Below are 24,063 nucleotides of genomic sequence, written 5' to 3' on the forward strand. Positions count from 1 at the left end.
ACCCCGGTCAGGAGGACGGCCGGCCCGACCGGCGGGACTTCGCGGACACCGCCTACGGCCGGCCGCCCGGCCGCGTCACCGCCAGGGCCGCGGCCCGGCACCCGGCGCGGGCGGCCTCCGCCGGGTCCGCACCCTCCAGCCGGGCCGCGAGGAAGCCCCCCGTGAAGGCGTCCCCGGCGCCCGTGGAGTCCACCGCCTCGACCGGCTCCGCCTCGACCTCGGCGGTGACCCGGCCGCGTTCGGCGATCAGCGCCCCGGCTGCGCCGCGGGTCACCACCACCAGCGGCACCCGCCGGCTGAGCTCCGCCGCCGCCCGGGCCACCCCCGCCGGCTCCGGCAGCCCGGCCAGCAGCCGGGCCTCGTCCTCGTTCGGCAGCAGCACGTCCGCCCCCGCCACGGCGTCCAGGAAGCGCTGCGGCCCGAGGCCGGCCAGGAATCCCGCCGACGCGGGGTCCACGCTCACCTGCACCCCCCGGGCCCGGGCCGCCCGCAGCGCGACCACCGCCAGTTCGCGGCTGCTGTCGGCGAAGAACAGATATCCGGACAGGTGCAGATGGGCCGCCCCGTCCAGCAAGGAGGGGGTCCAGTCGGCGGGGCACAGCCGCAGCGAGGCCCCGCTGTCGGTCAGGAACGTCCGCTCCGCGTCCTTGCCGACCAGCGCGACCACCGTCCCGGTCGGCTCCTGCGTGTCGATCACCAGCCGCGGCCGCACCCCCGCGTCCACCAGTGCCCGCTCGTGCCAGCGCGCCGACTCGGCGCCCACCCGCGCCAGGAGCCGTACCTCCGCGGTCCCCGTACGGGCCGCCCAGCAGGCCGCGTTGGCCCCGGCCCCGCCCGGCAGGGTCCGGATGCGGGCCGCCGTGTCGGTGGCCGGAGCCAGCGGCTCCGGATGTATGGCCACCACGTCCGTCACCACGTCCCCGACGACGAGCAGCGCCCCCGGCCCGGTCATGCCCGCGCCGCCCAGGCCCCCGCGATCCGGGCGCCGAGCCGTACGTTCCCGCGTACCGCGGCCAGGTTCGCCTCCAGCGAGGCCCCGTCCGTCGCCCGCGCCAGGAACCCCAGCAGGAACGGCGTCACCGCCTGCCCCGTGATCCCGCGCTCGCGGCACTCGGCGAGGGCCTGCGCCAGTACCCGGTCGTGCAGCTCGGGATCCAGCTGCTCCTCCCGCGCCACCGGATTGGCCACCAGCAGCGCCGAGTCCGCACCGCCCAGCGCGTCCTGCGCCGCCATCACCGCGGCGACCTCCTCGGGCCCGTGGACGGTCCAGTCCACCGGCTCGCCCGAGTCGGCCAGATAGAACCCGGGGAAGCGGTCCGTCCCGTAGCCGAGCACCCCCACTCCCAGCGTCTCCAGCCGCTGCAGCGTGCCCGGTACGTCCAGGATCGACTTCACCCCCGCGCACACCACGGTGATCCGCGTCCGCGCCAGCAGCGACAGGTCCGCCGACTCGTCCTGCGTCTGTGCCCACTCCCGGTGCACGCCGCCCAGCCCGCCCGTGGCGAAGACCCGCAGGCCCGCGCGCGCGGCGAGGAAGGCCGTCGCGGACACCGTCGTCGCGCCGGTCGCCCCCGTCGCCAGCGCCGGCGCCAGATCCCGGTGGCCGAGCTTGCGCACGCCCTCGCCGCCCGCGATCCGTTCCAGCTGAGCCTTGTCCAGGCCCGCGTACGCCACACCGTCCATGACCGCGATCGTCGCCGGAACCGCGCCCTCCGCGCGGACCAGGGCCTCCAGTTCGAGGCCCACCGCCAGATTGCGGGGGCGGGGCAGACCGTGCGCGATGATCGTCGACTCCAGGGCCACCACGGGCTTCCCCCGGGCGAGCGCCTCGCGTACCTCTGCCGACAGGACCGGGATCTCAGATGCTCTGTGCTGTGACATGTCCCCATCCATGGCACGGGATTGACGCCCCCAAACACCCACCCGCCACACCCGTCACAACCTGTCCGAGTAGCGTTCCCCCAAGGACACGCTCGGCTTCCACGACGAGCCGGCCGACCGCCACGACCTCGTCCACGCGGACCGGGACGCCTCCGTGACCCGGGCAGGGCCGGTCCCTCGACACCCTGCTCACCTCCGCGCCGGGCCCGGGGCCGCACACGGTGCCCGACGATGCCTGCGGCATCGGCACCCAGGCGCCGGGCCTCGCGGCACCGGGCCACCGGGTCACCGGACCGGCCTGAGCCCCGCCTCCGGGGCCCGCGCCGCCCGCGAGGCCGCACAGCGCTCGCTCGTCCTGCCCGTCGCCGTCGCCGGCATGCGCTGCTGACCGCCGGGGACGTCTGCGCCGTGCTGGCCGAAACCCGGCGGGTGCTGCGCCCCGGCGGACTGCTGCTGCTCTCCACCCGCCCGTACGGCGAACTGCTCAGGACCCGCCCGCAGAGCGAGGCCCCGCGCGTCCGCACCGGCCCCGAGGGGCGGACCGTCACCTTCCAGCCGTGGCACCGGCACGCCGGCGGCGAGCGCTACGACGTGGAGCTCTTCCGACTGGACAGGATGACTCGTAGGCCGGGCCGTTCCTGGACGCTGTGGTCACCGCGGTGCGGGGCGGGCCGCACTAGGCTGGCGCGCCATGAGCACCAGTGATCACTCCGCCGCACCCGCCTCCTTCTCCGTCTCCGTCGCGGACGTCGAACTGGAGGCGGACGACCTCGACCCCGGGCAGATCGTCTCCGGCGAGCCCGTCGTGACGGGCAAGGTCCTGTGGGAGTCGGCGGACGGCAAGCAGGTCCGCGGGATCTGGCAGATCACCCCCGGTGTGGTCACCGACGTCGAGGCGAACGAGCTCTTCGTGGTGGTCAGCGGCCGCGCCACCGTCGAGGTCGAGGGCGGCGAGACCCTGGAGGTCGGCCCCGGCTCCGCCTGCGTGCTCCGGGAGGGCGACCGCACCACCTGGACCGTCCACGAGACGCTGCGCAAGGCCTACCACATCAGCTACTGACGCCCTTCGCGGGCGCGGAGGCAGGCGCGGACGCGGCTGCGGCCGTGGGTACGGGCACGGGGTGGCGGCGCGCCGTGAACAGCGCGAGCGCCGCCATCGGCAGCAGCAGCGCGGCGCCGACGGCGTTCAGCCAGCCGTAACCCGCCCCGGACATGATCAGCCCGGCGGCCGCTCCGCCCACGCCGGCGGCCGCGTTCATCGTGAGGTCGCTCAGCCCCTGTACGGCGGCCCGCGCGGGCTGCGGCACCGAGTCCGTCAGCAGGGCCGAGCCGGACACCATCCCGGCGGACCAGCCGAGTCCGAGCAGGAAGAGGCCGAGCGCGCTCCGGCCGTGGCTGGGCCCGGCCGTTCCGGCGAGCAGCGCGGCGAGGGACAGGAGCCCGGCGGCCAGGCCGATCACGGAGAGCCGGCCGAGCCGGTCCGCGAGCCAGCCCATCACGGGGGAGAAGGCGAACATGCCCGCGATGTGACCGCTGATCACCAGCCCGATGAGCTCCAGGCCGGCCCCGTGGTGACCCAGGTCCATCGGGGTCATCACCATGATCGAGACCATGGTGGTGTGCGACACGGCGACGGTGAGCAGGGCGAGCCGGGCCCGCGGCGAGGCCTTCACGGCGGCGAAGCCGGCCCGCAGCGAGCGCCCTTCGCGGGTCTGCTCCTCGGGGGCGGCGAGCGCCCGGGCCGTCAGCAGCGGGTCGGGGCGCAGGAACACGGCGATCAGCGTGCCGGTGAGCAGGAAGACGGCCGCGGCCCATACGAACGGGCCGGCCGTCTCGGGTATCGCGGTGCCGGCGAAGCTGCGGCTGGCCGGTGCGGACAGGTTGGGCCCGAGCACCGCGCCTACGGTCGACGCCCAGACCACGACCGAGATGGCCCGGGCACGGTGGTCCGGGGCCGCGAGGTCCGCGGCGGCGAACCGGGCCTGCAGGTTGGCGGAGGAGGCGGCACCGAAGGCGGCCATGCCGAGCAGCAGCAGCGGGAAGCTCTTGATCGTGGCGGCGAGGACGACCAGGCCCGCTCCGGCGGCGCCGATCGCGTAGGCCAGGACCAGCCCGGGGCGACGGCCGCGGGCGTTCATCAGCGCGGCGAGCGGCAGCGAGACGAGGGCGGTGCCGATCACCGCGGCGGTGGAGGCCACGCCGGACAGCGCCTCGGTGCCGCTGACCTCGGTGGCGAGTACGGGGGCCAGGGCGATGCTGATCGGCACGCCGAGGCCGCCGAGGACCTGCCCGGCCATGAGGACCCGGGAGGTGCGGCGCTGCAGCCGGGCCAGCTCGGGCGGGCCCAGCGGCTGCACGGGCCGGTCGGTACCGGGCGAGGCGGTCACGGCGTACACCGGCTTCGCGGGTGCGTGACACGGGGCGCGGGGGACGCGGGGAGGCCGGGTGCGGCGGCAGGAGTAGTCACCGCCGCAGTGTGCCAGCCCTTACCGCCCGGCGGAACCGTGCCGGAGCCCGGCCGGTCCGCAGCCGGTCCGGAGCCGGTCCGCGGCCGGTCAGCAGCCGCTCCACCGTCCGGTCCGCGGGTCGGGTCCGCAGGTCAGGCCCCGTTCAGAACAGCGGCTGCGGAAGCACGCCCTCCAGCGCGAGCAGTTGCCGCTTGGTCTCCACCCCGCCGCCGAATCCGCCGATGCCCCCGTCGTTCTCCACGACCCGGTGGCAGGCCACCACCAGTGGCAGCGGGTTCGAGCCCATGGCGTTGCCCACGGCCTGGGCGGCGCCGGGCTGTCCGACGCGGGCGGCCAGCTCCCCGTAGCCGACGACCGATCCGTAGGGCACGGAGCGGTCCAGCTCCTGGAGCACCTGCCGGTTGAAGCCGGAGCTCAGGCGCCAGTCCAGCGGCAGCTCGAAGCGGCGCAGCGACCCCCCGAAATACGCGGTGAGCTGGCGTATCGGCTCGGCCAGCAGCGTTTCCTCGCCCGGCGCGGGGCGCCGGGCGTCGGCGCCGAGCCGGGAGACGAGCGGGCCGATCATCCTGTCGACCCGGTCCGGCTCGGCATGGAACTCGACCCGGACCAGACCTTCCGGGGTCGCGGCCAGGAGCAGGGGCCCGCCGAGGACGCCGTCGCCGGCCACGACGGTCCATTCGAGGTGCGGCCCGCGGGGCCGCTCGGTGCTGTCCACGCGTCCACGGTACGACCATCCACCGACACGGCGGTCACGGTTGTGGATCTCGGCCACATCGCCCGCCCGCCGGCCCGCCCGCCTGCCTGCCGGCCCGCCCGCCTTGACGGGGCCGGGGATCAGAACCCGCCGACCGCGTCCTGGACCACGTCCGGGGCGTTGGTGATGATCCCGTCCACTCCCATGGCCTGCACCTTCCGGGCGGTGGCCGCGTCGTCCACGATCCAGGTGTCCACCTCCATCGCCTTGCCGTGGGCGCCGAGCAGGCCGTGCACGGCCGAGACCCAGTCGGCCGAGATCGTCGTGTGCCACGGGTTGATGCGGTCGGTGAACTCCGCGTAGCGCGGCAGGTCCGCCACGGTGGGGGTGCCCAGGAAGGCCGTCACCAGGTCCGGGCGCAGCCCGTGCACGATGCGCACGGAGTCGGCGCTGAAGCTCTGCACCACCAGGCGCTGCGCGACGTGGCGCGCGTCGAGCCAGCCGGCCTCGTCCAGCACCTTCAGGGTCTGCTCCTCGATCCCGGGGTAGAGCTCCGGCTTCTTGATCTCCAGCAGCAGGCGCTGCCGGTTGCGCTGTACCCGGTCGAGGTACTGCCGCAGGGTCGGCACGGACGCTCCCGCGTACTCGGCGCCGAACCAGCTGCCGGCGTCCAGCTGTGCGATCTCGGCCGCCGTGAAGTCCTGGACCTTCCAGGGCGCGCGGTCCGGGAACCGCTGCTCGACGTCGGTGGTCCGGGCCAGGGTGTCGTCGTGGATCACCACCAGCACGCCGTCCTTGGTGCGCTGCACGTCGTTCTCGACCCAGTCGAAGCCCATCTGCATCGCCAGGTCGATCGCGTCGAGGGTGTTCTCCGGGGCGTAGGCGGAGGCCCCCCGGTGGGCGTACACGACAGGGCCCCCCAGCGCGGCCCGGCCGGCGCCGGTCCCCGTGCCGGTGGCGGATCCGGGACCGGTGGCGGCGTACGAGGCCGTCCCGCCCAGCAGGGTGAGAGTGAAGCCCAGGAATGCGGCGGCGGCCGCGGCGGCGGGTCGGACGTACATGTGCGTTCTCCTCGGGTCGTGAGCCCTGTTCCTGCGTCAGACGGGTGCGGAGCGGCAGACGTTGTGGCGATGCACTTCACCGCGATCATGGGGTTGAAGATCACTGAGCCGCCACCGAACTACGACAAACGGACCAGAACGAATGACAGCGGTCCGGGCGGCCGGGAGCGTCCGGAGCGCGCCGCCGGCCCGTGGGGGCGCGTGAGTGTCAGTGGGGGGTCGTACGGTTGACCCATGCGGCCCGTATCGAAGATCGAACGCACGGTGGCGCCTTTCGAGGTCGTCAGCCCCTACCAGCCCAGCGGCGACCAGCCGGCGGCCATCGCCGAGCTGGAAAAGCGCATCCGTGCAGGTGAGAAGGACGTCGTCCTGCTGGGTGCGACCGGCACCGGCAAGTCGGCGACGACCGCCTGGATGATCGAGAAGCTCCAGCGCCCCACCCTGGTCATGGCGCCGAACAAGACGCTCGCCGCCCAGCTGGCGAACGAGTTCCGCGAGCTCCTGCCGAACAACGCCGTCGAGTACTTCGTCTCGTACTACGACTACTACCAGCCCGAGGCCTACGTACCGCAGTCGGACACGTACATCGAGAAGGACTCCTCGATCAACGAGGAGGTGGAGCGGCTGCGCCACTCCGCGACCAACTCGCTGCTGACCCGGCGCGACGTGATCGTCGTCGCCTCCGTGTCCTGCATCTACGGCCTCGGTACCCCGCAGGAGTACGTCGACCGGATGGTCTCCCTGAAGGTGGGCGAGGAGACGGACCGGGACCAGCTGCTGCGCCGCTTCGTGGACATCCAGTACACGCGCAACGACGTCGCCTTCACCCGCGGCACCTTCCGGGTGCGCGGGGACACGATCGAGATCTTCCCGGTCTACGAGGAACTGGCCGTCCGCATCGAAATGTTCGGCGACGAGATCGAGGCCCTCTCCACCCTGCACCCGCTGACCGGCGAGGTCATCAGCGAGGACCGCGAGCTGTACGTCTTCCCCGCCAGCCACTACGTCGCCGGCCCCGAGCGCATGGAGAAGGCGGTCCGCGGCATCGAGGCGGAGCTGGCCGAGCGCCTCGCCGAGCTGGAGAAGCAGGGCAAGATGCTGGAGGCGCAGCGGCTGCGCATGCGCACCACGTACGACCTGGAGATGATGCGCCAGATCGGGTCCTGCTCCGGCATCGAGAACTACTCGCTGCACATGGACGACCGCGAGCGCGGCTCCGCGCCCAACACCCTCATCGACTACTTCCCGGAGGACTTCCTCCTGGTCATCGACGAGTCGCACGTCACCGTGCCGCAGATCGGCGCCATGTACGAGGGCGACGCCTCCCGCAAGCGGACCCTGGTCGACCACGGCTTCCGGCTGCCGTCCGCCCTGGACAACCGGCCGCTGAAGTGGGAGGAGTTCCAGGAGCGCATCGGCCAGACCGTCTACCTGTCGGCGACCCCCGGAAAGTACGAGCTCTCGCGCGGCGACGGCTTCGTCGAACAGATCATCCGCCCCACCGGCCTCATCGACCCCGAGGTCGTGGTCAAGCCCACCGAGGGGCAGATCGACGACCTGGTCCACGAGATCCGGCAGCGGGTCGAGAAGGACGAGCGGATCCTCGTCACCACCCTCACCAAGAAGATGGCCGAGGACCTCACGGACTACTTCCTGGAGCTCGGCATCCAGGTCCGCTACCTGCACAGCGACGTGGACACCCTGCGCCGCATCGAGCTGCTGCGCGAGCTGCGGGCCGGCGAGTACGACGTCCTGGTCGGCATCAACCTGCTCCGCGAGGGCCTCGACCTGCCCGAGGTGTCCCTGGTGGCGATCCTCGACGCCGACAAGGAGGGCTTCCTGCGCTCCGGGACCTCCCTGATCCAGACCATCGGCCGCGCGGCGCGCAACGTCTCGGGCCAGGTCCACATGTACGCGGACAAGATGACCCCGGCGATGGAGAAGGCCATCGACGAGACCAACCGGCGCCGCGAGAAGCAGATCGCCTACAACACGGCGAACGGGATCGACCCGCAGCCGCTGCGCAAGAAGATCAACGACATCGTCGCCACCATCGCCCGCGAGGAACTGGACACCGAGGAGCTCCTCGGCACCGGATACCGGCAGGCGAAGGACGGCAAGGGCGCCAAGGCGCCGGTCCCGGCGCTCGGCGGCCGGGCGGCCGCGGGCAAGACCGGTGGAAAGGGCGCGAAGGGTGCGAAGGGGGCGGCGGGTGCCGAGGTGCTCACCGACCGGCCCGCAGCCGAACTGGCCGCGCTCATCGAGCAGATGACCGAGCGCATGCGCGGGGCGGCCGCCGAGCTCCAGTTCGAGGTCGCGGCCCGGATCCGGGACGAGGTGGGCGAGCTGAAGAAGGAGTTGCGGCAGATGAAGGAAGCGGGCCTCGCCTGACCGGGAGCCGGTCAGTAGGGTTGGGTCTCAGCCGCAGGTACATGCTGCACGCCCGTCATCGGGCGGGCCAGGGAGAGGGGACAGTACGTGACGGTCAACATGACCAAGGGTCAGGCCATCAGTCTGCAGAAGGCGGACGGAGGCACGCTGACCGCGGTCCGTATGGGCCTCGGCTGGCAGGCGGCGAAGCGCCGCGGACTGTTCGGCTCGCGGACCCGGGAGATCGACCTCGACGCCTCGGCGGTGCTCTTCGCCGACAAGCAGCCCGTCGACGTGGTCTTCTTCCGGCACCTGCAGAGCGACGACGGCTCGGTGCGCCACACCGGTGACAACCTCGTCGGCGGCGTCGGTCAGGGCGGGGACGACGAGGCGATCCTCGTCGACCTCCAGCGCGTGCCGGTGCACATCGACCAGATCGTCTTCACGGTGAACTCCTTCACCGGCCAGACGTTCCAGGAAGTGCAGAACGCGTTCTGCCGCATCGTCGACGAGACCAACGGCCAGGAGCTGGCCCGCTACACCCTCGACGGCGGCGGTCAGTACACCGCGCAGATCATGGCCAAGGTGTCCCGCTCGGGTGCCGGCTGGCAGATGACGGCCCTCGGGAACCCGGCCAACGGCCGCACCTTCCAGGACCTCATGCCGGCGATCCTGCCGCACCTGTAGCAGTACCGGACAAGAGAAGAAGGCACGGGGGAGGGGCTGCACGATGACGGCCGAACTGGTCCGGGGGCAGAACCACCCCGTGTCCCAGAGCCGGGTGGAGATCAGGGTCTCGGCGGGCACGCCCGTGCTCACCCTGGCCTCGCTCGCCGACGAACAGGGCCGGTTCGCCGGCAACGGGATCCTCGCCCACCCGGGCGCCAGGTCCCTCCCCGGCGTCGAGTCGCCGGGTGAGCTCGCCGAGCGGCACACCTTCACCGTCGACCTCGACGAGGTCGCGGCGGACGTCCACCGGCTCGGTGTGCTGCTCGTCCTCCCGCCCGGCGGCCCGGTCCGCTTCGGCGCGGTACCGGCCTCCTACGTGGCCGTGGCCGACCCGGGAGGCGCCGAGCTCGCCGGATACACCCTGACGGGACTCGACGCCGAGACGGCCGTCGTCGCCCTGGAGCTGTACCGGCGCCAGGGGGCCTGGAAGGTCCGCGCCGTGGGCCAGGGCTACGCCGACGGCCTCGGCGCCCTGCTCGCCGACGGCGGGCTGCCCGCGGCGGCCGCCGCGGGGCTGGCCGCCGCCGCACTCGGCACGGCCCCCCGTACCGCGGGGGCCGACGCCACCCTCGCGACCATGCCGACCCTCGTCGGCGACCTCCGCGCCCCGCAGACCCCGGCGCAGGCCCCCGCGCCCGCCCCGGAACCGCCGGACCCGGTCCCCGTCTCCGGGCACCCGTACGCCGGTACGCCCGGGCCCGCGCCCGGTGGCGACAGCGCGGGCTCCCCGCCCACCATCAGCTACGCCCACCCGCGGCGCCGCCGCACCAGCACCGAACCCCCCGAGCCCGCGCCGCGGGCCGCCGCCCCGCAGGAACCCGGACAGCACCCGCGGCCCGTCGCCGGGGACGCCAGCGGCTGGTCCATGGAGGAGCGGCTCTACAACCAGGTCTGGGGGATGTTCGAGGACCTCGCCCGCACGGTCGCCGCCTACCGCAGCGCCGTCGAGTTCGCCGACTCCCGCATGGACCGCGAGCTCGACGAGGCCCTGTCCGACCCCCGGCACCGCCTCGGCGGCTCCGGGAACGCCGCCCGTGACACCGCGCGAGCCCGCCGCGAGGAGCTCGTCGCCCAGGCCCAGGCCGTCCTCGACCGGGACCTGGCCCAGCTGATCGCCGAGTCGGAAGTGGTCGAGCCCGCGCTGCCGGCCGCGTACGCCCGCTGGGACAACCCCGTCTGGCACGGTCACCGCACGCCCGAGGAGAGCCCGCTGGCCCTGCGCCTGGGGGACCTGCACCTGCCCGAGCGGCCCGATCTGCGCATCCCCATGCTGAGCCGGGTCCCGCTGGAACGCGGACTGTGGATCGACAACGGCCGCACCGGCTCCGAAGCCGCGATGACCATGGACACCGACCGGCTGCGCCGCGTCGCCATGGACATGGCCGTCGCCCTGGCGGTCCGGCTGCTCGCCGTCCACCCCGCCGACCGGTTCTCCGTGCACGTCATCGACGCGGCCGGTGCCGGAGCCGCCTCCCTCGCGCCGCTCGTACGCGCCGGGGTGCTGGCCGGCCCGCCCGCCGCCGGGGCCACCGGGGTCACCCAGACACTGGCACGGCTGACCCGGCGCGTGGACCTCGTACAGATGGCGCTGCGGGCCGGCGCCCCCGAGGACCTGCCGCCGGACGTGGACACGGCCGACCAGCTGCTGATCGTGCACGACTTCCCGCACGGCTTCGACGACCGCGCCGTCACCCAGCTGCGCTACCTCGCCGACGAGGGCGCGGCGGTCGGCGTGCACCTGCTGATGGTCGCCGACCGCGACGAGGCCTCGGCCTACGGGCCGCTGCTCGACCCGCTGTGGCGCTCCCTGATGCGGCTCTCGCCGGTGCCCGACAACCACCTTGCCGACCCCTGGGTCCATCACGCCTGGACCTTCGAACCGGACCTGCCCCCGCAGGGGAGCAGGGTCCTCGACCAGGCACTGGACCGGGTGGCGGAGGCCCGGCGCACTACCCGTCCGTGACCATTCTTTGGTGTTCCCTTTACCTTTACCGCCCTCGGCGGGTAAGCTCGTCCGTGCGGAGGGGAGTATTCCTGCTTTCCTGCTACGGCGTACCCGTCAATACGGACCACTGCGGTTTCGATGAACGCAGTCGGTCCCGGGGCGTCGGCCCACGGCCTCCAGGCCGCCCGGGTGGAAGAGACCTCCGGCAGCGATGACGCTGACGAAGTGCTGAGCCATCCGCCGGAGGCGTGTTCACCATGGAAGTTTCCTGGGCCCTTTGGGCTGCGACCATTCTCGGTCTGTCCCTCCTCATCGGTGCCGATTTCTTCATCGGCCGCAAACCGCACGACGTGTCGATCAAGGAAGCCGGCACCTGGACGGTCGTCTGGATCGTCCTGGCCGGACTCTTCGGCCTCGGCCTGTGGTTCTTCGGCAACCCGCAGGCGTCCCAGGAGTTCTTCGCGGGCTTCATCACCGAGAAGTCGCTGAGCGTCGACAACCTCTTCGTCTTCGTCCTGATCATGGCGAAGTTCGCGGTGCCGTCCCACCTCCAGCAGCGCGTGCTGCTCATCGGCGTCCTGATCGCCCTGGTCCTGCGCGCGGTCTTCATCGCCGCCGGCGCCGCGATCATCGCCAGCTTCTCCTGGGTCTTCTACATCTTCGGCGCGTTCCTGATCTACACCGCGTGGAAGCTCATCCAGGAGGCCCGCAAGGACGAGGGCTCCGCCGAAGAGGAATCGTTCGAGGAGAACCGTCTCCTCAAGTCCGTCGAGAAGAAGTTCGGTGTCGCCGACCGCTACCACGGCACCAAGCTCTTCATCGTCGACAACGGCAAGCGCGTGCTGACCCCGCTGATGGTCGTCATGCTCGCCATCGGCACCACCGACGTGCTGTTCGCCCTGGACTCCATCCCCGCGATCTTCGGCCTCACCCAGGACCCGTACATCGTCTTCACGGCCAACGCCTTCGCGCTGATGGGCCTGCGCCAGCTGTACTTCCTCATCGGCGGTCTGCTGAAGAAGCTGGTCCACCTCAGCTACGGCCTGTCGATCATCCTGGGCTTCATCGGCGTCAAGCTGGTGCTCCACGCCCTGCACGAGAACGGCGTCCACGTCCCGGTGATCTCGATCCCGGTCTCCCTCGGCGTCATCTGCGGTGTCCTGGTCATCACCACGATCACCAGCCTGATGGCCTCGAAGAAGCAGGCGGCGGCCGAGGCCGCCGCCCGCCCGGAGAACGTCGACGCGTAACCGGATCGCAGGATCCGGATCGAAGGATCTACACGGGGGCGGCCGCTTCGGCCGCCCCCGTTTCCGCCGCCCGGGCCGCGGCCGCCCGCTTAGCGACGACCGCCGGAACGGTCTCCGGCAGCAGCGCGAAGCAGACCAGGCTGACCAGGGCGATCCCGGTCAGGTACAGCGCGACACCCCACGGCGGACCGGAACCGTCCGCCAGCGCCGTCGCCACGATCGGGGTCAGCGCCCCGCCCAGCACACCGCCCAGGTTGTAGCCGACGGCCGCGCCCGTGCAGCGGATCCGCGGCGCGTACAGCTCGGGCAGGTACGCGGCCACCACCGAGAACATCGTCACCATGCCCAGCAGCGCCCCGGTGAAGCCGATCGTCATCAGCAGCGGATCGGCCGTCCGCAACAGCGCCACCAGCGGGAACATCCACACCGCGCAGATCGCGCACCCGATCAGGCACAGCGGCCGCCGCCCGTAGCGGTCGCCGAGCACCGCGATCAGCGGGGTCACCATTCCCTTGATCGCGACCGAGATCATGATGCAGGCCAGCATCGCCGTGCGGCTCACCGAAAGGTGCTCGGTGGCGTAGGCGAGGGACCAGGTGGTGACGGCGTAGAAGACGGCGTACCCGACGGCGAGCGCCCCGCCGGTCAGCAGGAGCAGCCGCCAGTGGCTCCGGAACACCTCGGCCAGCGGGGCCTCGGCCCGCCGGTCCGTCGCGGCGAGCGCCCGGAACTGCGGGGTCTCCTCCACCGAGCGGCGCAGCCACAGACCGGCGAGCGCCAGCACCCCGGCCGCCCAGAACGGCACCCGCCACCCCCAGGCGGTGAACTGGGCATCGTTCAGCGACGCGGACAGCCCCAGCATCAGGCCGTTGGCGAGCAGGAAGCCCACCGCCGGGCCCATCTGCGGGAAGCTCGACCACAGTCCGCGCCGCCGCTCGGGGGCGTGCTCGGCGGTCAGCAGTACGGCGCCGCCCCATTCCCCGCCCAGCCCGAGGCCCTGCAGGAAGCGCAGCAGGAGCAGGAGTACGGGGGCGGCCATGCCGATCGAGCCGTACGAGGGCACGCAGCCGACGGCCACGGTGGCGAGGCCCGTGAGCAGCAGGGAGGCGAGCAGCACCGGGCGCCTGCCGTAGCGGTCGCCGATGTGGCCGAAGACCGCCGAACCGAGGGGGCGGGCCAGGAAGCCGACGCCGAAGGTGCCGAAGGCGGCGAGGGTTCCGGCGAGCGGGGAGAAGGAGGGGAAGAAGAGCGGGCCGAGCACGAGGGCGGCGGCCGTCCCGTACACGAAGAAGTCGTAGAACTCGATCGCGGTCCCGGCGAGCGAGGCCGTGGCCAGCCGCAGCATTCCGGGCCCGGCGGAGCTGTCGGCTTCGGCCGGCGGGGACTCGGGCGCCGTGGCGGAGGAAGCGGCGGGGACACGGGCGGCGGGCGGGGCGGCGGACGGGGCGGGGGAAGCGCCGGAGGAGGCCTCGGGGGCGGAGGAGGCCAGGGGCGGGGACGGGTCGTGTGGCATGCCGCACCAGATACCCGTTCCCCGCCCCTCAGGACGTGAGTTCGGCCGTAAGCGACCGGAAGGAGTGCGTCACGCCCGGAAGTTGACGCGTTGCGGTGCCTACCAGCCGCGCTCGCGCCATTCGGCCAGGTGCGGACGCTCGGCGCCGAGGGTGGTGTCGTTGCCGTGGCCCGGGTAGACCCAGGTCTCGTCCGGCAGCTGCTCGAAGATCTTGTGCTGCACGTCGTCGATCAGGCTGGCGAAGGCCTTCGGGTCGCCCTGGGTGTTTCCGACGCCGCCCGGGAAGAGGCAGTCGCCGGTGAACACGTGCGGGTGGCCGTGCGGGTCGTCGTAGACCAGCGCGATCGAGCCGGGGGTGTGGCCGACCAGGTGGCGGGCGGTCAGCGTGACCCGTCCGACCGTGATCGTGTCCCCGTCGGCGACCGGCACGTCCGTCGCCACCGGGATGCCCTCGGCGTCGAGGGCGCCCGCGAGGGTGCGCGCACCGGTCGCCGCGACGACCTCGGCGAGCGCGCCCCAGTGGTCGCCGTGCCGGTGCGTGGTGACCACGGACGTGATGCCGTCGTCGCCGATCAGGCTGAGCAGGGTGCCCGCCTCGGCGGCCGCGTCGATGAGCAGCTGCTCGTCGGTGGCGCGGCAGCGCAGCAGGTAGGCGTTGTTGTTCATCGGGCCCACCGCGACCTTGGAAATCATCAGGTCCGCAAGTTCGTGCACGTCGGCGGGACCGCCGACCTTGACCTCTCCGGTGTACGTCATACCTTGATCCTAGAGCGGCGGGAGCCCGGGGAGGGGGCCGCCCGAGGTGGTCAGGGAGGCGCCCTTGTCGCCGCGGCCGGCCAGCCAGGCCAGCAGCCCCGCGGCGGTGCCGGACACGGTCACGGCGGGATCCCCGGCGGAGCCGGTGCGCCAGCTCCGGCCGTCGGTGGCGACGAGGGCCACCGGCGGGACCTCGGGGCGCCCGGACCAGCGGTCGGCGAGGAAGACGATCTCGCGCTCGGTGAACTCGTCCGGGAGGTCGGAGAGCTCGTAGCCGATGTTCAGGTCGACGTGGTGCAGATCGGCCTCGACCCAGCGCCGGAAGGGCACGTTGGCCGCGAGGTCCGTGATGCCGTTGCGCAGCTCGACCGTGCGCGTCCAGTCCTGGTCGGGCTCGGTGGTGGCCATGAAGCGGGCCGCGGAATCACGGAGGTCCGTCAGGTGTTCTTCCAGGGGCCGGCCGGCGTCGCGCTCGATGTCCGCGTCGCGGGCGGCGGCGCTCTCGTACATCGGGCGTCCCTCGAAGACGTTGACGAGCGCGTCCGCATTGCGTGCGAGGTGGGCCAGGATGTGGCCGCGGGTCCAGCCCGGGAGGTGTGACTCCTCGGCGAGGGCCGCGTTGTCCAGCTTCGCGACAGCGGTCAGCAGCCGGTCCGTGGCTTCACGTACAGATTGCAGGTCGTGCACATGATCGGTCATGACGGCGAGCCTAGTGGCTCACCGGGTACGGCCACACGATTGGGTGAAGCGGTCTGCGGAGTGCCGTAAATCGAATGTGCGTGCTATACGCTCGGAAGTCCAAGGACCCAGTCCATCGCAGAGGCGCCCCCCATACCCTGGGACGGGGGCCCGTGCCCCCGCTCTCTCAAGAAAGGTGCGGACCGGCGTGACCGACCGTCTCATCGTTCGTGGCGCTCGCGAGCACAACCTGAAGAACGTCTCGCTCGACCTGCCCCGCGACTCACTCATCGTCTTCACCGGACTCTCCGGGTCGGGCAAGTCCTCCCTGGCCTTCGACACGATCTTCGCCGAGGGCCAGCGCCGCTACGTCGAGTCGCTCTCGTCGTACGCCCGCCAGTTCCTCGGGCAGATGGACAAGCCCGACGTCGACTTCATCGAGGGTCTCTCCCCGGCCGTCTCGATCGACCAGAAGTCGACCTCGCGCAACCCGCGCTCCACCGTGGGCACCATCACCGAGGTCTACGACTACCTCCGCCTCCTCTTCGCCCGCATCGGCAAGCCGCACTGCCCCGAGTGCCGCCGTCCCATCTCGCGCCAGTCGCCGCAGGCGATCGTCGACAAGGTGCTCGCGCTCCCCGAGGGAAGCCGCTTCCAGGTGCTCTCGCCGCTGGTGCGCGAGCGCAAGGGCGAGTTCGTCGACCTCTTCTCCGATCTCCAGACCAAGGGCTACAGCCGGGCGCGGGTGGACGGGGAGACCATCCAGCTCTCCGAGCCGCCCACGCTGAAGAAGCAGGAGAAGCACACCATCGAGGTGGTCATCGACCGCCTCACCGTCAAGGAGAGCGCCAAGCGCCGGCTCACCGACTCCGTGGAGACCGCCCTCGGCCTCTCCGGCGGCATGGTGATCCTGGACTTCGTCGACCTCGCCGAGGACGACCCCGAGCGTGAGCGGATGTACTCCGAGCACCTCTACTGCCCCTACGACGACCTGTCCTTCGAGGAGCTGGAGCCGCGCTCCTTCTCCTTCAACTCGCCCTTCGGCGCCTGCCCCGAGTGCACGGGTATCGGTACCCGCATGGAGGTGGACCCGGAGCTGATCATTCCGGACGAGGACAAGTCCCTGGACGAGGGCGCGGTCTCGCCGTGGTCGCTCGGCCACACCAAGGACTACTTCCAGCGGCTGATCGGCGCGCTCGCCGAGGAGCTCGGCTTCCGGACCGACATCGCGTGGGCCGGGCTGCCGGCCCGCGCGAAGAAGGCCCTGCTGTACGGGCACAAGACGCAGATCGAGGTCCGCTACCGCAACCGGTACGGGCGGGAGCGGGCGTACACGACGGCCTTCGAGGGCGCCGTGCCGTTCGTCAAGCGGCGGCACGCGGAGTCGGAGAGCGACGCCAGCCGCGAGCGCTTCGAGGGCTACATGCGCGAGGTGCCCTGCCCGACCTGTGAGGGCACCCGCCTCAAGCCGATCGTGCTCGCCGTGACGGTGATGGAGAAGTCCATCGCCGAGGTCGCCGCCATGTCGATCAGCGAGTGCGCGGACTTCCTGGGGCGGATGCGTCTCGACGCCCGCGACAAGAAGATCGCCGAGCGGGTCCTCAAGGAGGTGAATGAGCGGCTCCGCTTCCTCGTGGACGTCGGTCTCGACTACCTCTCGCTCAACCGGGCCGCCGGCACGCTGTCGGGCGGCGAGGCCCAGCGCATCCGGCTCGCCACGCAGATCGGCTCCGGTCTGGTCGGCGTGCTCTACGTGCTGGACGAGCCGTCCATCGGTCTGCACCAGCGGGACAACCACCGGCTGATCGAGACCCTGGTGCGGCTGCGGGACATGGGCAACACGCTCATCGTGGTCGAGCACGACGAGGACACCATCAAGGTGGCCGACTGGGTCGTGGACATCGGTCCGGGTGCGGGCGAGCACGGCGGCAAGGTGGTGCACAGCGGGTCGCTGAAGGACCTGCTGAAGAACACCGAGTCGATGACCGGGCAGTACCTCTCGGGCAAGAAGTCCATCGAGATCCCGGACATCCGCCGGCCCGTGAACGGGGAGCGCAAGCTGACCGTCCACGGCGCCAAGGAGAACAACCTGCGGGACATCGACGTGTCCTTCCCGCTGGGTGTGCTGACGGCCGTGACCGGTGTGTCCGGTTCGGGCAAGTCCACGCTGGTCAACGACATCCTCTACACGCACCTGGCGCGTGAGCTGAACGGCGCCCGCTCGGTGCCGGGCCGGCACACGCGGGTCGACGGCGACGACCTCGTCGACAAGGTCGTGCACGTCGACCAGTCGCCGATCGGCCGCACCCCGCGGTCCAACCCGGCCACGTACACCGGTGTCTTCGACCACGTCCGCAAACTGTTCGCGGAGACGATGGAGGCGAAGGTGCGCGGCTATCTGCCGGGCCGCTTCTCCTTCAACGTGAAGGGCGGCCGGTGCGAGAACTGCGCCGGCGACGGCACGATCAAGATCGAGATGAACTTCCTGCCGGACGTCTACGTCCCGTGCGAGGTCTGCCACGGCGACCGGTACAACCGGGAGACGCTGGAGGTCCACTACAAGGGCAAGTCCATCGCGGAAGTCCTGAACATGCCGATCGAGGAGGCGCTGGGCTTCTTCGAGGCGGTGCCGACGATCGCGCGTCACCTCAAGACGCTCAACGAGGTCGGGCTGGGCTACGTCCGCCTCGGCCAGTCCGCGCCGACCCTCTCGGGTGGCGAGGCGCAGCGCGTGAAGCTGGCCTCCGAGCTCCAGAAGCGGTCGACGGGCCGGACGGTCTACGTGCTGGACGAGCCGACCACGGGTCTGCACTTCGAGGACATCTCGAAGCTGATCAAGGTGCTGTCGGGGCTGGTGGACAAGGGCAACTCGGTGATCGTCATCGAGCACAACCTGGACGTCATCAAGACCGCGGACTGGGTCATCGACATGGGCCCGGAGGGCGGCTACGGCGGCGGTCTGGTGGTGGCCGAGGGCACGCCGGAGGCGGTGGCCTCGGTGGGCGCGAGCCACACGGGCAAGTTCCTGCGGGACATCCTGGGCGCCGACCGGGTGTCGGACGCGGCGGCGTCTCCGGTACGGGCCACGGCGAAGAAGGCCCCGGCCAGGAAGACGGCGGCCACCAAGGCCGTCGCCGCGAAGAAGGCGGCTCCGGCCAAGAAGACGACGGCCAGGGCGCGCAAGGCGTAGTCGCCGAGCCGCATACGGGTCCGCGTGCGGGTGCGGCTTCGCGTACGACGGGAGGGTCCGGCCCATGGCCGGGCCCTTTCGCGTCCGCTCCGCTCAGGAGGCGACGCCCACCGCGTGGCCCGCGCAGTCCGGGTCCGTCAGGGCGGCCAGGAGGGCGTCCGCGACGTCCGCGCGCGGGATGACCCGGCCGCCCGGCACGTTGGCGTCGATCGCGCGCCGGTAGGTGCCGGTGCGGGGCTTGTTCTGCAGCATCGGCGGCCTGACGACCGTCCACCGCGTCCCGCTCGCGGCCATCGCCGCCTCCATGTCCGCGAGGTCCGCGTAGACGTCCCGCAGCAGTCGGCGCAGCAACGGGAAGACCACGGCGCGGGTGAAGATCCCCGCGCTCTCCGGCAGCGGGCCGACGGGTGCGGCGCTCACGGCCGACAGCGGCCGCACCCCCGCCCGGTCCATGGCTGAGGTGATCGCGCTCAGAGCCGGGCCCGCGACGGGCTTCGTCCTCGCCTGCTTGTTGTTCGCCGGGCCCAGCGCCGAGACCACCGCGTCCCGCCCGCTCACCACGGGCAGCACCGCCTCGACATCGGTCACATCGGTCACCGTGGCCACGTGGAGCCGCTCATGGGCGGGAAGGGGGAGCCGCGACGGGTCCCGCACGACCGCGGTCACCTCGTGTCCCGCGTCGAGTGCCTGCCGGACGACCTCGCGGCCGACGCCGCCCGTGGCTCCGAACACCGTGATCTTCATCGTCATACCCCCGCGACGAGAGGTGGGTGAGTATTTACTCACCCCTGGTTCCGCTAGGGTGAGTGAATGCTCACCTCGAAGTCAAGCCGCCCCACCCCCGAGCGGCTGCTGGACGCCGCCGAGAAGCTGATGCGCACCGTCGGGCTGGCGAGCGCCACCACGAAGGCCATCGCCAGGGAGGCCGGGTGCTCGGAGGCCGCGCTCTACAAGTACTTCGCGAACAAGGAAGAGCTGTTCGTGCGCGTGCTGCTGGAACGCACTCCCAACGCCGGCCCGCTCATGGCTGTCCTGCAGGCCGGTCCGGGGGAGCGGGGGGTCGAGGAGACCCTCGGCGAGATCGCCCGGCACGCCTCGCTCTTCTACGCCGACGCCATACCGATGGCCGGCTCGCTCTTCGCCGACCCCGCGCTGCTCACCCGCCACCGCGAGGGCGTCCAGGAGATCGGGGCCGGACCGCACGTGGTGCTGGACGCGCTGGCCGGCCGGCTGCGGCGCGAGCTCGACGCCGGCCGGCTGCGGCCCGACGCCGATCCGCGGGCCGCCGCGGCCCTGCTGCTCGGTGCCTGCTTCCAGCGGGCCTTCTTCCTGCACTTCTCGGGGGCCCACGTGGTCCAGCCCGTCGAGGAGTTCGCCCCGGCCGTGGCCCGCACCGTCTGGGCCGCTATTCGCTGAGCTCCGCCGCGTACGGCGGCTCCGCGCCCGCCCGCGTGCAGGTCAGGGCCGCCGCGTGAGCGGCGTGGGCCAGGACCTGCGGCCAGTCCACCGGGCCGCCCGGTGCGAGGGTGAGCCGGTGCAGCAGGGCGGCGTTGACGGTGTCGCCCGCGCCGATGGTGTCCACCACCGCCACCGGACGGGCCGCCGCCGCGTACTCCCCGCCCTCCCGGGTCCAGGCCGTCAGGCCCGCGGCGCCCCGGGTCAGCACCACCGCCGACGGTCCGGCCGCCAGCCAGTCCCCGACCCGGCCGCCCAGCCAGGCCGCGTCCTCCTCCGACAGCTTGAGGACGCTCGTGTGCGGCAGCAGCCGTTCCAGGAAGCGTGCGCGGTACGCCGCCGGGTCCGCGATCAGCGCCGGCCGGATGTTGGGGTCCAGCAGGGTCAGCACCCCGCGCCGGGACTCCCGGCGCAGCAGGGCCTCGTACGCGCTCGCGCCCGGTTCCAGGACCAGCGAGCAGGTGCCGAGCGCGAGGGCCCGTACCCCGTCCGGGAGGGCGGGCGGCAGCGTGAACAGCCGGTCCGCCGTGCCCTCGACGTAGAAGCCGTACGAGGCCGAGCCGTCCGGGGCCAGCGAGGGCACGGCGAGCGTGGTCGGCTCCGGTCCGCGCTGGACCAGCGACAGGTCCACCCCGGCGGCCCGCAGCCCGGCCAGCAGGCTCTCACCGAAGCCGTCCGTGGAGACGCGGGAACAGAAGGCCACCTCGGCGCCGAGCCGGCCGAGCGCCAGCGCGGTGTTGTACGGCCCGCCGCCCGGCCGGGGCAGCAGCGCCCCGGGCGGCCGCGCCACGGGCACCAGGTCGATGAGGGCTTCTCCGCCGACGACGATCACGCGGGGGAAGCTACCTCATGGGACGGAGGTATCGTCGGGTGGGCCGGTGCCCCGGCCGGGTTCCGGCCCGTGCCCCGCCCCCGCACCCCTTCCCCACGTGCCCGTACCCCAGGAGAACCGCATGCCCGCGCCGCAGTCGCCCGCCCGCCGTACCGTCCTCAAGGGCGCCGCCGCGCTCGCCGGGGCCGCGGGCGCCGGAGCGACCCTCGCGGCCTGCTCCACCGAGACCGACAGCGGAGGCCACACCCCCGCCACCCCCACCGCGCCGGTGGACCTGGGCGCGGCGGCCGATGTCCCGGTGGGCGGGGCCAAGCTGTACCGGGAGAACAAGCTGATCGTCAGCTCCCCGGCGGAGGGCCAGTACAAGGCGTTCAGCGCGCAGTGCACGCACGCCGGCTGCGTCCTGGACAAGATCGTCGAGGGTGAGGGGAACTGCCCCTGCCACGGCAGCCGCTTCGACGTGAAGACCGGCAAGGTCCTGCGCGGTCCGGCCTCCGCCCCGCTGCCCGCCGTCCCGGTCCGGGCCGAGAACGGCAAGCTCGTCGCGGGCTGACCCGCACCCCGCACCCCGGCCCCCGCCCCCGCCCGGGACCGCACCCCGGACCTCAGTCCCAGTCCCACGCGATCCCGAGGATCCCGCGCCGCACCGACTGCTCCACCAGGTGGACCGCCCGGTGCCGGCCGCTGGGCGTCAGGTCCACGAGGCCGGTGCGCGGGGCCTCGGGCCCGCCCCGGGCGAAGCGCCGGCAGCGCACCGGCAGGGCCGCCTCGTCGAAGCTGACCTGGAGCATGTACTGGCCGCCGGCGTAGCTGAAACCGCGTACGTACTCGCCGCTGCGGGCTCCGGTGCCGTCCTCGATCCCGTAGCCGAAGACGTGGGTGTCCCCGCGCCGCAGCCGCGCGTCGAAGAGCAGCTCGGCGACCACCACCCCGGACTCCGGGTGGCACCGCACCCGGCCCGTGCGGCAGTTCTCGTACGCCGTCACGCGCATCCGGGACACGTCGCAGCCGGGGTCGCCGTGGTGGACGGCCAGGTAGCGGTCGACGCCGTCGCGGTGCGCCCGGACGATCTGCTGCGACTCGCGGACCCGCAGCTCGCCCGCCGCTCCGATGCGGACCCGCTCGTGGTGGCCGACCGAATGCAGCCCGCCGTCCGGCGGGAGGTCCATCCCGTCCAGCAGCCGCTCCACCGTCCCGCCCAGGCTGAACAGGGCGCGGTACGAGCGGGTGGGCGGGCGCGCGGTCCCGGGGCCGGGATCCTCGGCGGCCAGCAGGCGCAGGAGGGCGCCGTCGGGCAGTTCCAGGATCCGCTCCAGGGCGCCGACCGCCCGCAGCGACTCCGGGTGACGCGGCCGCCGGGCGCCCTGCTGCCAGTAACTGAGGCTGGTGACGCCCAGCTTGATGCCCTGTGCCGCGAGCCGGTGCTGCACCCGGTGCAGGGGCAGTCCACGCGCGGCGAGGGCGGCACGCAGGGCGAGGTGGAAGGGGCCGCCGCGCAGCAACTGGCCGAGTTCCGCCGTGTCCTCGGTCGGTCGCACGGCGACTCCTTCGTGAACGTTCACACGGGCCGGCGCGGGGGATCGCGGCGGCGGCTCCGGGGGACCAGGTGACACGGCAGCAACCGTTCACACCGCAGCCCCACCGTTCACACAGCAATGTCACCGCGTATTGAAGCGTGTTGACCTGATCGCGACAACTCCCTGATGCTCCTGAACAGCGTCCGGACGCGCTCCTCCACCCCCACACCCCACATCGGGAGGAACGCGATGCGCAACCGAAACCGGCGGCACTCCCCAGCCGCCTGTCTCACCGCCGTGCTCACCGCTCTGCTGTTCACCCTGCCCCTCGGCGCCGGCACCGCCGCCGCTGCCGAGACCGGCACCGACTCCGCCCTCGCCACCAAGCGCCTGAACATCACCATGCAGGCCCAGACGAAGACCAACTGGTGCTGGTCCGCCGGCGGCAACACCATCGCCACCTGGTTCGGCAGGAACTACAGCCAGAACCAGTTCTGCAACGCCGCCTTCAACCGCCAGCAGGGCAGCGAATGCCCCAACAACCAGGCCACCCTGGGCAACGTCCAGACCGGCCTGCGCTGGGCCGGCATCAACCCCGGCTCGTACGTCAGCGGCTGGCTGCAGTACTCCACGGTCCAGACCGAGATCAACGCCGACCGGCCCGTCGAGACCCGCATCCAGTGGTCGAACGGCGGCGGCCACATGCACGTCGTCTACGGCTACGACACCGCGAACAACTGGGTCTACTGGGGCGACCCCTGGCCCTCCAGCGACCGCTACAACTGGGCCTCGCACTCCTGGTACGTGAACAACAGCACCTTCTCCTGGACCCACTCCCTCTACCGGATCGGGGCGTGACCGCCATGACCCTGCGCGCCGCCACCACCGCCGCAGCCGCGGTCCTCGCCGCCACCGCCCTCCTCGGCCTCGCCCCGCAGGCCGCCGCGGCTCCCGGGGGACCGGTGCCGCAGCCCCAGGCCGCCACCGCCGAGAACAAGGCCGCCGCCGCGCAGGCGGCCACCGCCCCCGCCACACTGGCCACCCTCTCCCGCTTCTTCGCCCGGGAGGGCAAGGTCTCCCTCACGGCCGCGCAGCCCCGGATCGAGGGCGAGACGATACCGGTCAACCACCTCTCCCCGGAGTTCGTCGCGGGCAGAGCGGGCGCACCCGTCGCCCGCCTGGAATTCCTGGCCAGCAAGGCCGTCTCCGCCGACGGGCAGCAGGCCGCGCTGTGGACCGTGCGGACGGAGGCCGGCTGGGAGGTCGTGAACATCGCCACCGGCGACGACGAGTTCCGCTACGCCCGGCTGGGTGCGCAGAAGCTGCCCGGTGGGACGGTGTTCCGGGAGCCGCAGACCGACGCCTGGTACGTGGCCGGTGGCAGCAGGGTGCTGCCGCTGGACGAGGACGCGGTGCGGGCCGTGGGCGCCGGGGGGACGAGCCTGGCCGCCTACCGGGCGCGGGTCGTCAAGGCGTACGGGGACAAGCTCCCGGGCTCCCCGTACGCGGAGCGGGGCGCGGCCGGCGGATACGCCGAAGCCTCGGCCGAGGGTGTGACTCCGGTCGCGGCCGTGACCGGCGGGGCCGGGGCGCTCGCGCTGGGCGGGGGCGGGCTGCTGCTGCTCCGGCGCCGCCGGGCCGTCGTGGCGTAGCCGCCTTCACCCGCAGGGGCTCCGCCCCGGACCCCCGCGCCTCAAACGCCGGCGGGGCTGGATTTTCGGCCC

The 24,063-nt window shown here is 72.6% G+C and carries 21 protein-coding genes; 10 read left to right on the top strand and 11 right to left on the bottom strand.

The window, feature by feature from the left end; genetic code table 11:
- Positions 1 to 52: 52 nt before the first annotated feature.
- Positions 53 to 952 (bottom strand): carbohydrate kinase family protein, encoded by a 900-nt coding sequence (locus KO717_RS27100; protein ID WP_301371833.1) that lies wholly within the window; start codon positions 950 to 952, stop codon positions 53 to 55.
- Positions 949 to 1,881 (bottom strand): pseudouridine-5'-phosphate glycosidase, encoded by a 933-nt coding sequence (locus KO717_RS27105; protein ID WP_301371836.1) that lies wholly within the window; start codon positions 1,879 to 1,881, stop codon positions 949 to 951. The genes KO717_RS27100 and KO717_RS27105 overlap by 4 nt, the downstream gene beginning before the upstream one ends.
- A gap of 691 nt (positions 1,882 to 2,572) precedes the next feature.
- Between KO717_RS27105 and KO717_RS27110 the strand changes: the two genes are divergently transcribed.
- The gene (locus KO717_RS27110) at positions 2,573 to 2,941 is read left to right on the top strand and encodes a cupin domain-containing protein (RefSeq protein ID WP_189735968.1); all 369 of its coding nucleotides are present in this window, start codon (positions 2,573 to 2,575) and stop codon (positions 2,939 to 2,941) included.
- Here KO717_RS27110 and KO717_RS27115 read toward each other — a convergent pair.
- The 3 genes from KO717_RS27115 to KO717_RS27125 all read right to left on the bottom strand — a co-directional run bounded on the left by KO717_RS27115 (position 2,931) and on the right by KO717_RS27125 (position 6,104).
- Positions 2,931 to 4,178: an MFS transporter gene (locus tag KO717_RS27115; protein ID WP_437184657.1), complete on the bottom strand. Its 1,248-nt coding sequence runs from the start codon at positions 4,176 to 4,178 to the stop codon at positions 2,931 to 2,933. The two genes, KO717_RS27110 and KO717_RS27115, sit on opposite strands and share 11 nt — an antisense overlap.
- 313 nt (positions 4,179 to 4,491) lie before the next feature.
- On the bottom strand, positions 4,492 to 5,064 hold the full coding sequence (locus KO717_RS27120; protein WP_301371842.1) for a methylated-DNA--[protein]-cysteine S-methyltransferase: 573 nt from the start codon (positions 5,062 to 5,064) through the stop codon (positions 4,492 to 4,494).
- Between the two features lie 119 nt (positions 5,065 to 5,183).
- Entirely contained in the window at positions 5,184 to 6,104 is a 921-nt protein-coding gene (locus KO717_RS27125) for a glycerophosphodiester phosphodiesterase (RefSeq protein WP_301371843.1), read from the bottom strand.
- A gap of 234 nt (positions 6,105 to 6,338) precedes the next feature.
- Here KO717_RS27125 and uvrB point away from each other — a divergent pair, with 234 nt between their 5' ends.
- From uvrB to KO717_RS27145, 4 genes are all read left to right on the top strand, one after another.
- Positions 6,339 to 8,495 (top strand): excinuclease ABC subunit UvrB, encoded by a 2,157-nt coding sequence (gene uvrB / locus KO717_RS27130; RefSeq protein WP_301371844.1) that lies wholly within the window; start codon positions 6,339 to 6,341, stop codon positions 8,493 to 8,495.
- Between the two features lie 87 nt (positions 8,496 to 8,582).
- Positions 8,583 to 9,161: a TerD family protein gene (locus tag KO717_RS27135; RefSeq protein ID WP_030010820.1), complete on the top strand. Its 579-nt coding sequence runs from the start codon at positions 8,583 to 8,585 to the stop codon at positions 9,159 to 9,161.
- Between the two features lie 43 nt (positions 9,162 to 9,204).
- Complete coding sequence (locus KO717_RS27140; protein WP_301371847.1) at positions 9,205 to 11,166, top strand: TerD family protein; 1,962 nt, start codon at positions 9,205 to 9,207, stop codon at positions 11,164 to 11,166.
- Positions 11,167 to 11,405: 239 nt separating this feature from the next.
- On the top strand, positions 11,406 to 12,398 hold the full coding sequence (locus KO717_RS27145) for a TerC family protein (RefSeq protein WP_301371848.1): 993 nt from the start codon (positions 11,406 to 11,408) through the stop codon (positions 12,396 to 12,398).
- Between the two features lie 28 nt (positions 12,399 to 12,426).
- Here KO717_RS27145 and KO717_RS27150 read toward each other — a convergent pair whose 3' ends face one another.
- From KO717_RS27150 to KO717_RS27160, 3 genes are all read right to left on the bottom strand, one after another.
- Entirely contained in the window at positions 12,427 to 13,743 is a 1,317-nt protein-coding gene (locus KO717_RS27150; protein WP_301374784.1) for an MFS transporter, read from the bottom strand.
- Positions 13,744 to 14,010: 267 nt separating this feature from the next.
- Positions 14,011 to 14,667 carry an MBL fold metallo-hydrolase gene (locus KO717_RS27155; protein WP_301371849.1) on the bottom strand — a complete coding sequence of 219 codons (657 nt, stop codon included), beginning with the start codon at positions 14,665 to 14,667 and terminating at the stop codon, positions 14,011 to 14,013.
- A 9-nt stretch (positions 14,668 to 14,676) separates the two neighbouring features.
- On the bottom strand, positions 14,677 to 15,366 hold the full coding sequence (locus tag KO717_RS27160; RefSeq protein WP_301371852.1) for a maleylpyruvate isomerase family mycothiol-dependent enzyme: 690 nt from the start codon (positions 15,364 to 15,366) through the stop codon (positions 14,677 to 14,679).
- A 187-nt stretch (positions 15,367 to 15,553) separates the two neighbouring features.
- Between KO717_RS27160 and uvrA the strand changes: the two genes are divergently transcribed.
- The gene (uvrA, locus tag KO717_RS27165; protein WP_301371854.1) at positions 15,554 to 18,535 is read left to right on the top strand and encodes an excinuclease ABC subunit UvrA; all 2,982 of its coding nucleotides are present in this window, start codon (positions 15,554 to 15,556) and stop codon (positions 18,533 to 18,535) included.
- 93 nt (positions 18,536 to 18,628) lie between these two features.
- On the opposite strand, the gene KO717_RS27170 is transcribed toward uvrA, so the two are convergent.
- Complete coding sequence (locus tag KO717_RS27170; protein ID WP_301371856.1) at positions 18,629 to 19,279, bottom strand: NAD(P)-dependent oxidoreductase; 651 nt, start codon at positions 19,277 to 19,279, stop codon at positions 18,629 to 18,631.
- A gap of 66 nt (positions 19,280 to 19,345) precedes the next feature.
- On the opposite strand from KO717_RS27170, the gene KO717_RS27175 reads away from it, so the two are divergent.
- Complete coding sequence (locus KO717_RS27175; RefSeq protein ID WP_301371858.1) at positions 19,346 to 19,951, top strand: TetR/AcrR family transcriptional regulator; 606 nt, start codon at positions 19,346 to 19,348, stop codon at positions 19,949 to 19,951.
- On the opposite strand, the gene KO717_RS27180 is transcribed toward KO717_RS27175, so the two are convergent.
- Positions 19,941 to 20,822, bottom strand: coding sequence for a carbohydrate kinase family protein (locus KO717_RS27180; RefSeq protein ID WP_301371859.1), 882 nt, complete (start codon positions 20,820 to 20,822; stop codon positions 19,941 to 19,943). The two genes, KO717_RS27175 and KO717_RS27180, sit on opposite strands and share 11 nt — an antisense overlap.
- A 121-nt stretch (positions 20,823 to 20,943) precedes the next feature.
- On the opposite strand from KO717_RS27180, the gene KO717_RS27185 reads away from it, so the two are divergent.
- Positions 20,944 to 21,375 carry a Rieske (2Fe-2S) protein gene (locus KO717_RS27185; protein ID WP_301371861.1) on the top strand — a complete coding sequence of 144 codons (432 nt, stop codon included), beginning with the start codon at positions 20,944 to 20,946 and terminating at the stop codon, positions 21,373 to 21,375.
- A 52-nt stretch (positions 21,376 to 21,427) separates the two neighbouring features.
- On the opposite strand, the gene KO717_RS27190 is transcribed toward KO717_RS27185, so the two are convergent.
- Positions 21,428 to 22,360, bottom strand: coding sequence for a hypothetical protein (locus KO717_RS27190; RefSeq protein WP_301371862.1), 933 nt, complete (start codon positions 22,358 to 22,360; stop codon positions 21,428 to 21,430).
- A 228-nt stretch (positions 22,361 to 22,588) separates the two neighbouring features.
- On the opposite strand from KO717_RS27190, the gene KO717_RS27195 reads away from it, so the two are divergent.
- Positions 22,589 to 23,197, top strand: a complete 609-nt coding sequence (locus KO717_RS27195; protein ID WP_301371864.1) for a papain-like cysteine protease family protein — start codon at positions 22,589 to 22,591, stop codon at positions 23,195 to 23,197.
- Between the two features lie 5 nt (positions 23,198 to 23,202).
- A complete protein-coding gene (locus tag KO717_RS27200; protein WP_301374786.1) occupies positions 23,203 to 23,991 on the top strand; it encodes a hypothetical protein in 789 nt (262 codons plus the stop codon).
- The last annotated feature ends 72 nt before the right edge of the window (positions 23,992 to 24,063 follow it).

It is taken from the genome of Streptomyces xanthophaeus, assembly GCF_030440515.1.
GTDB classification, from domain to species: domain Bacteria; phylum Actinomycetota; class Actinomycetes; order Streptomycetales; family Streptomycetaceae; genus Streptomyces; species Streptomyces kutzneri.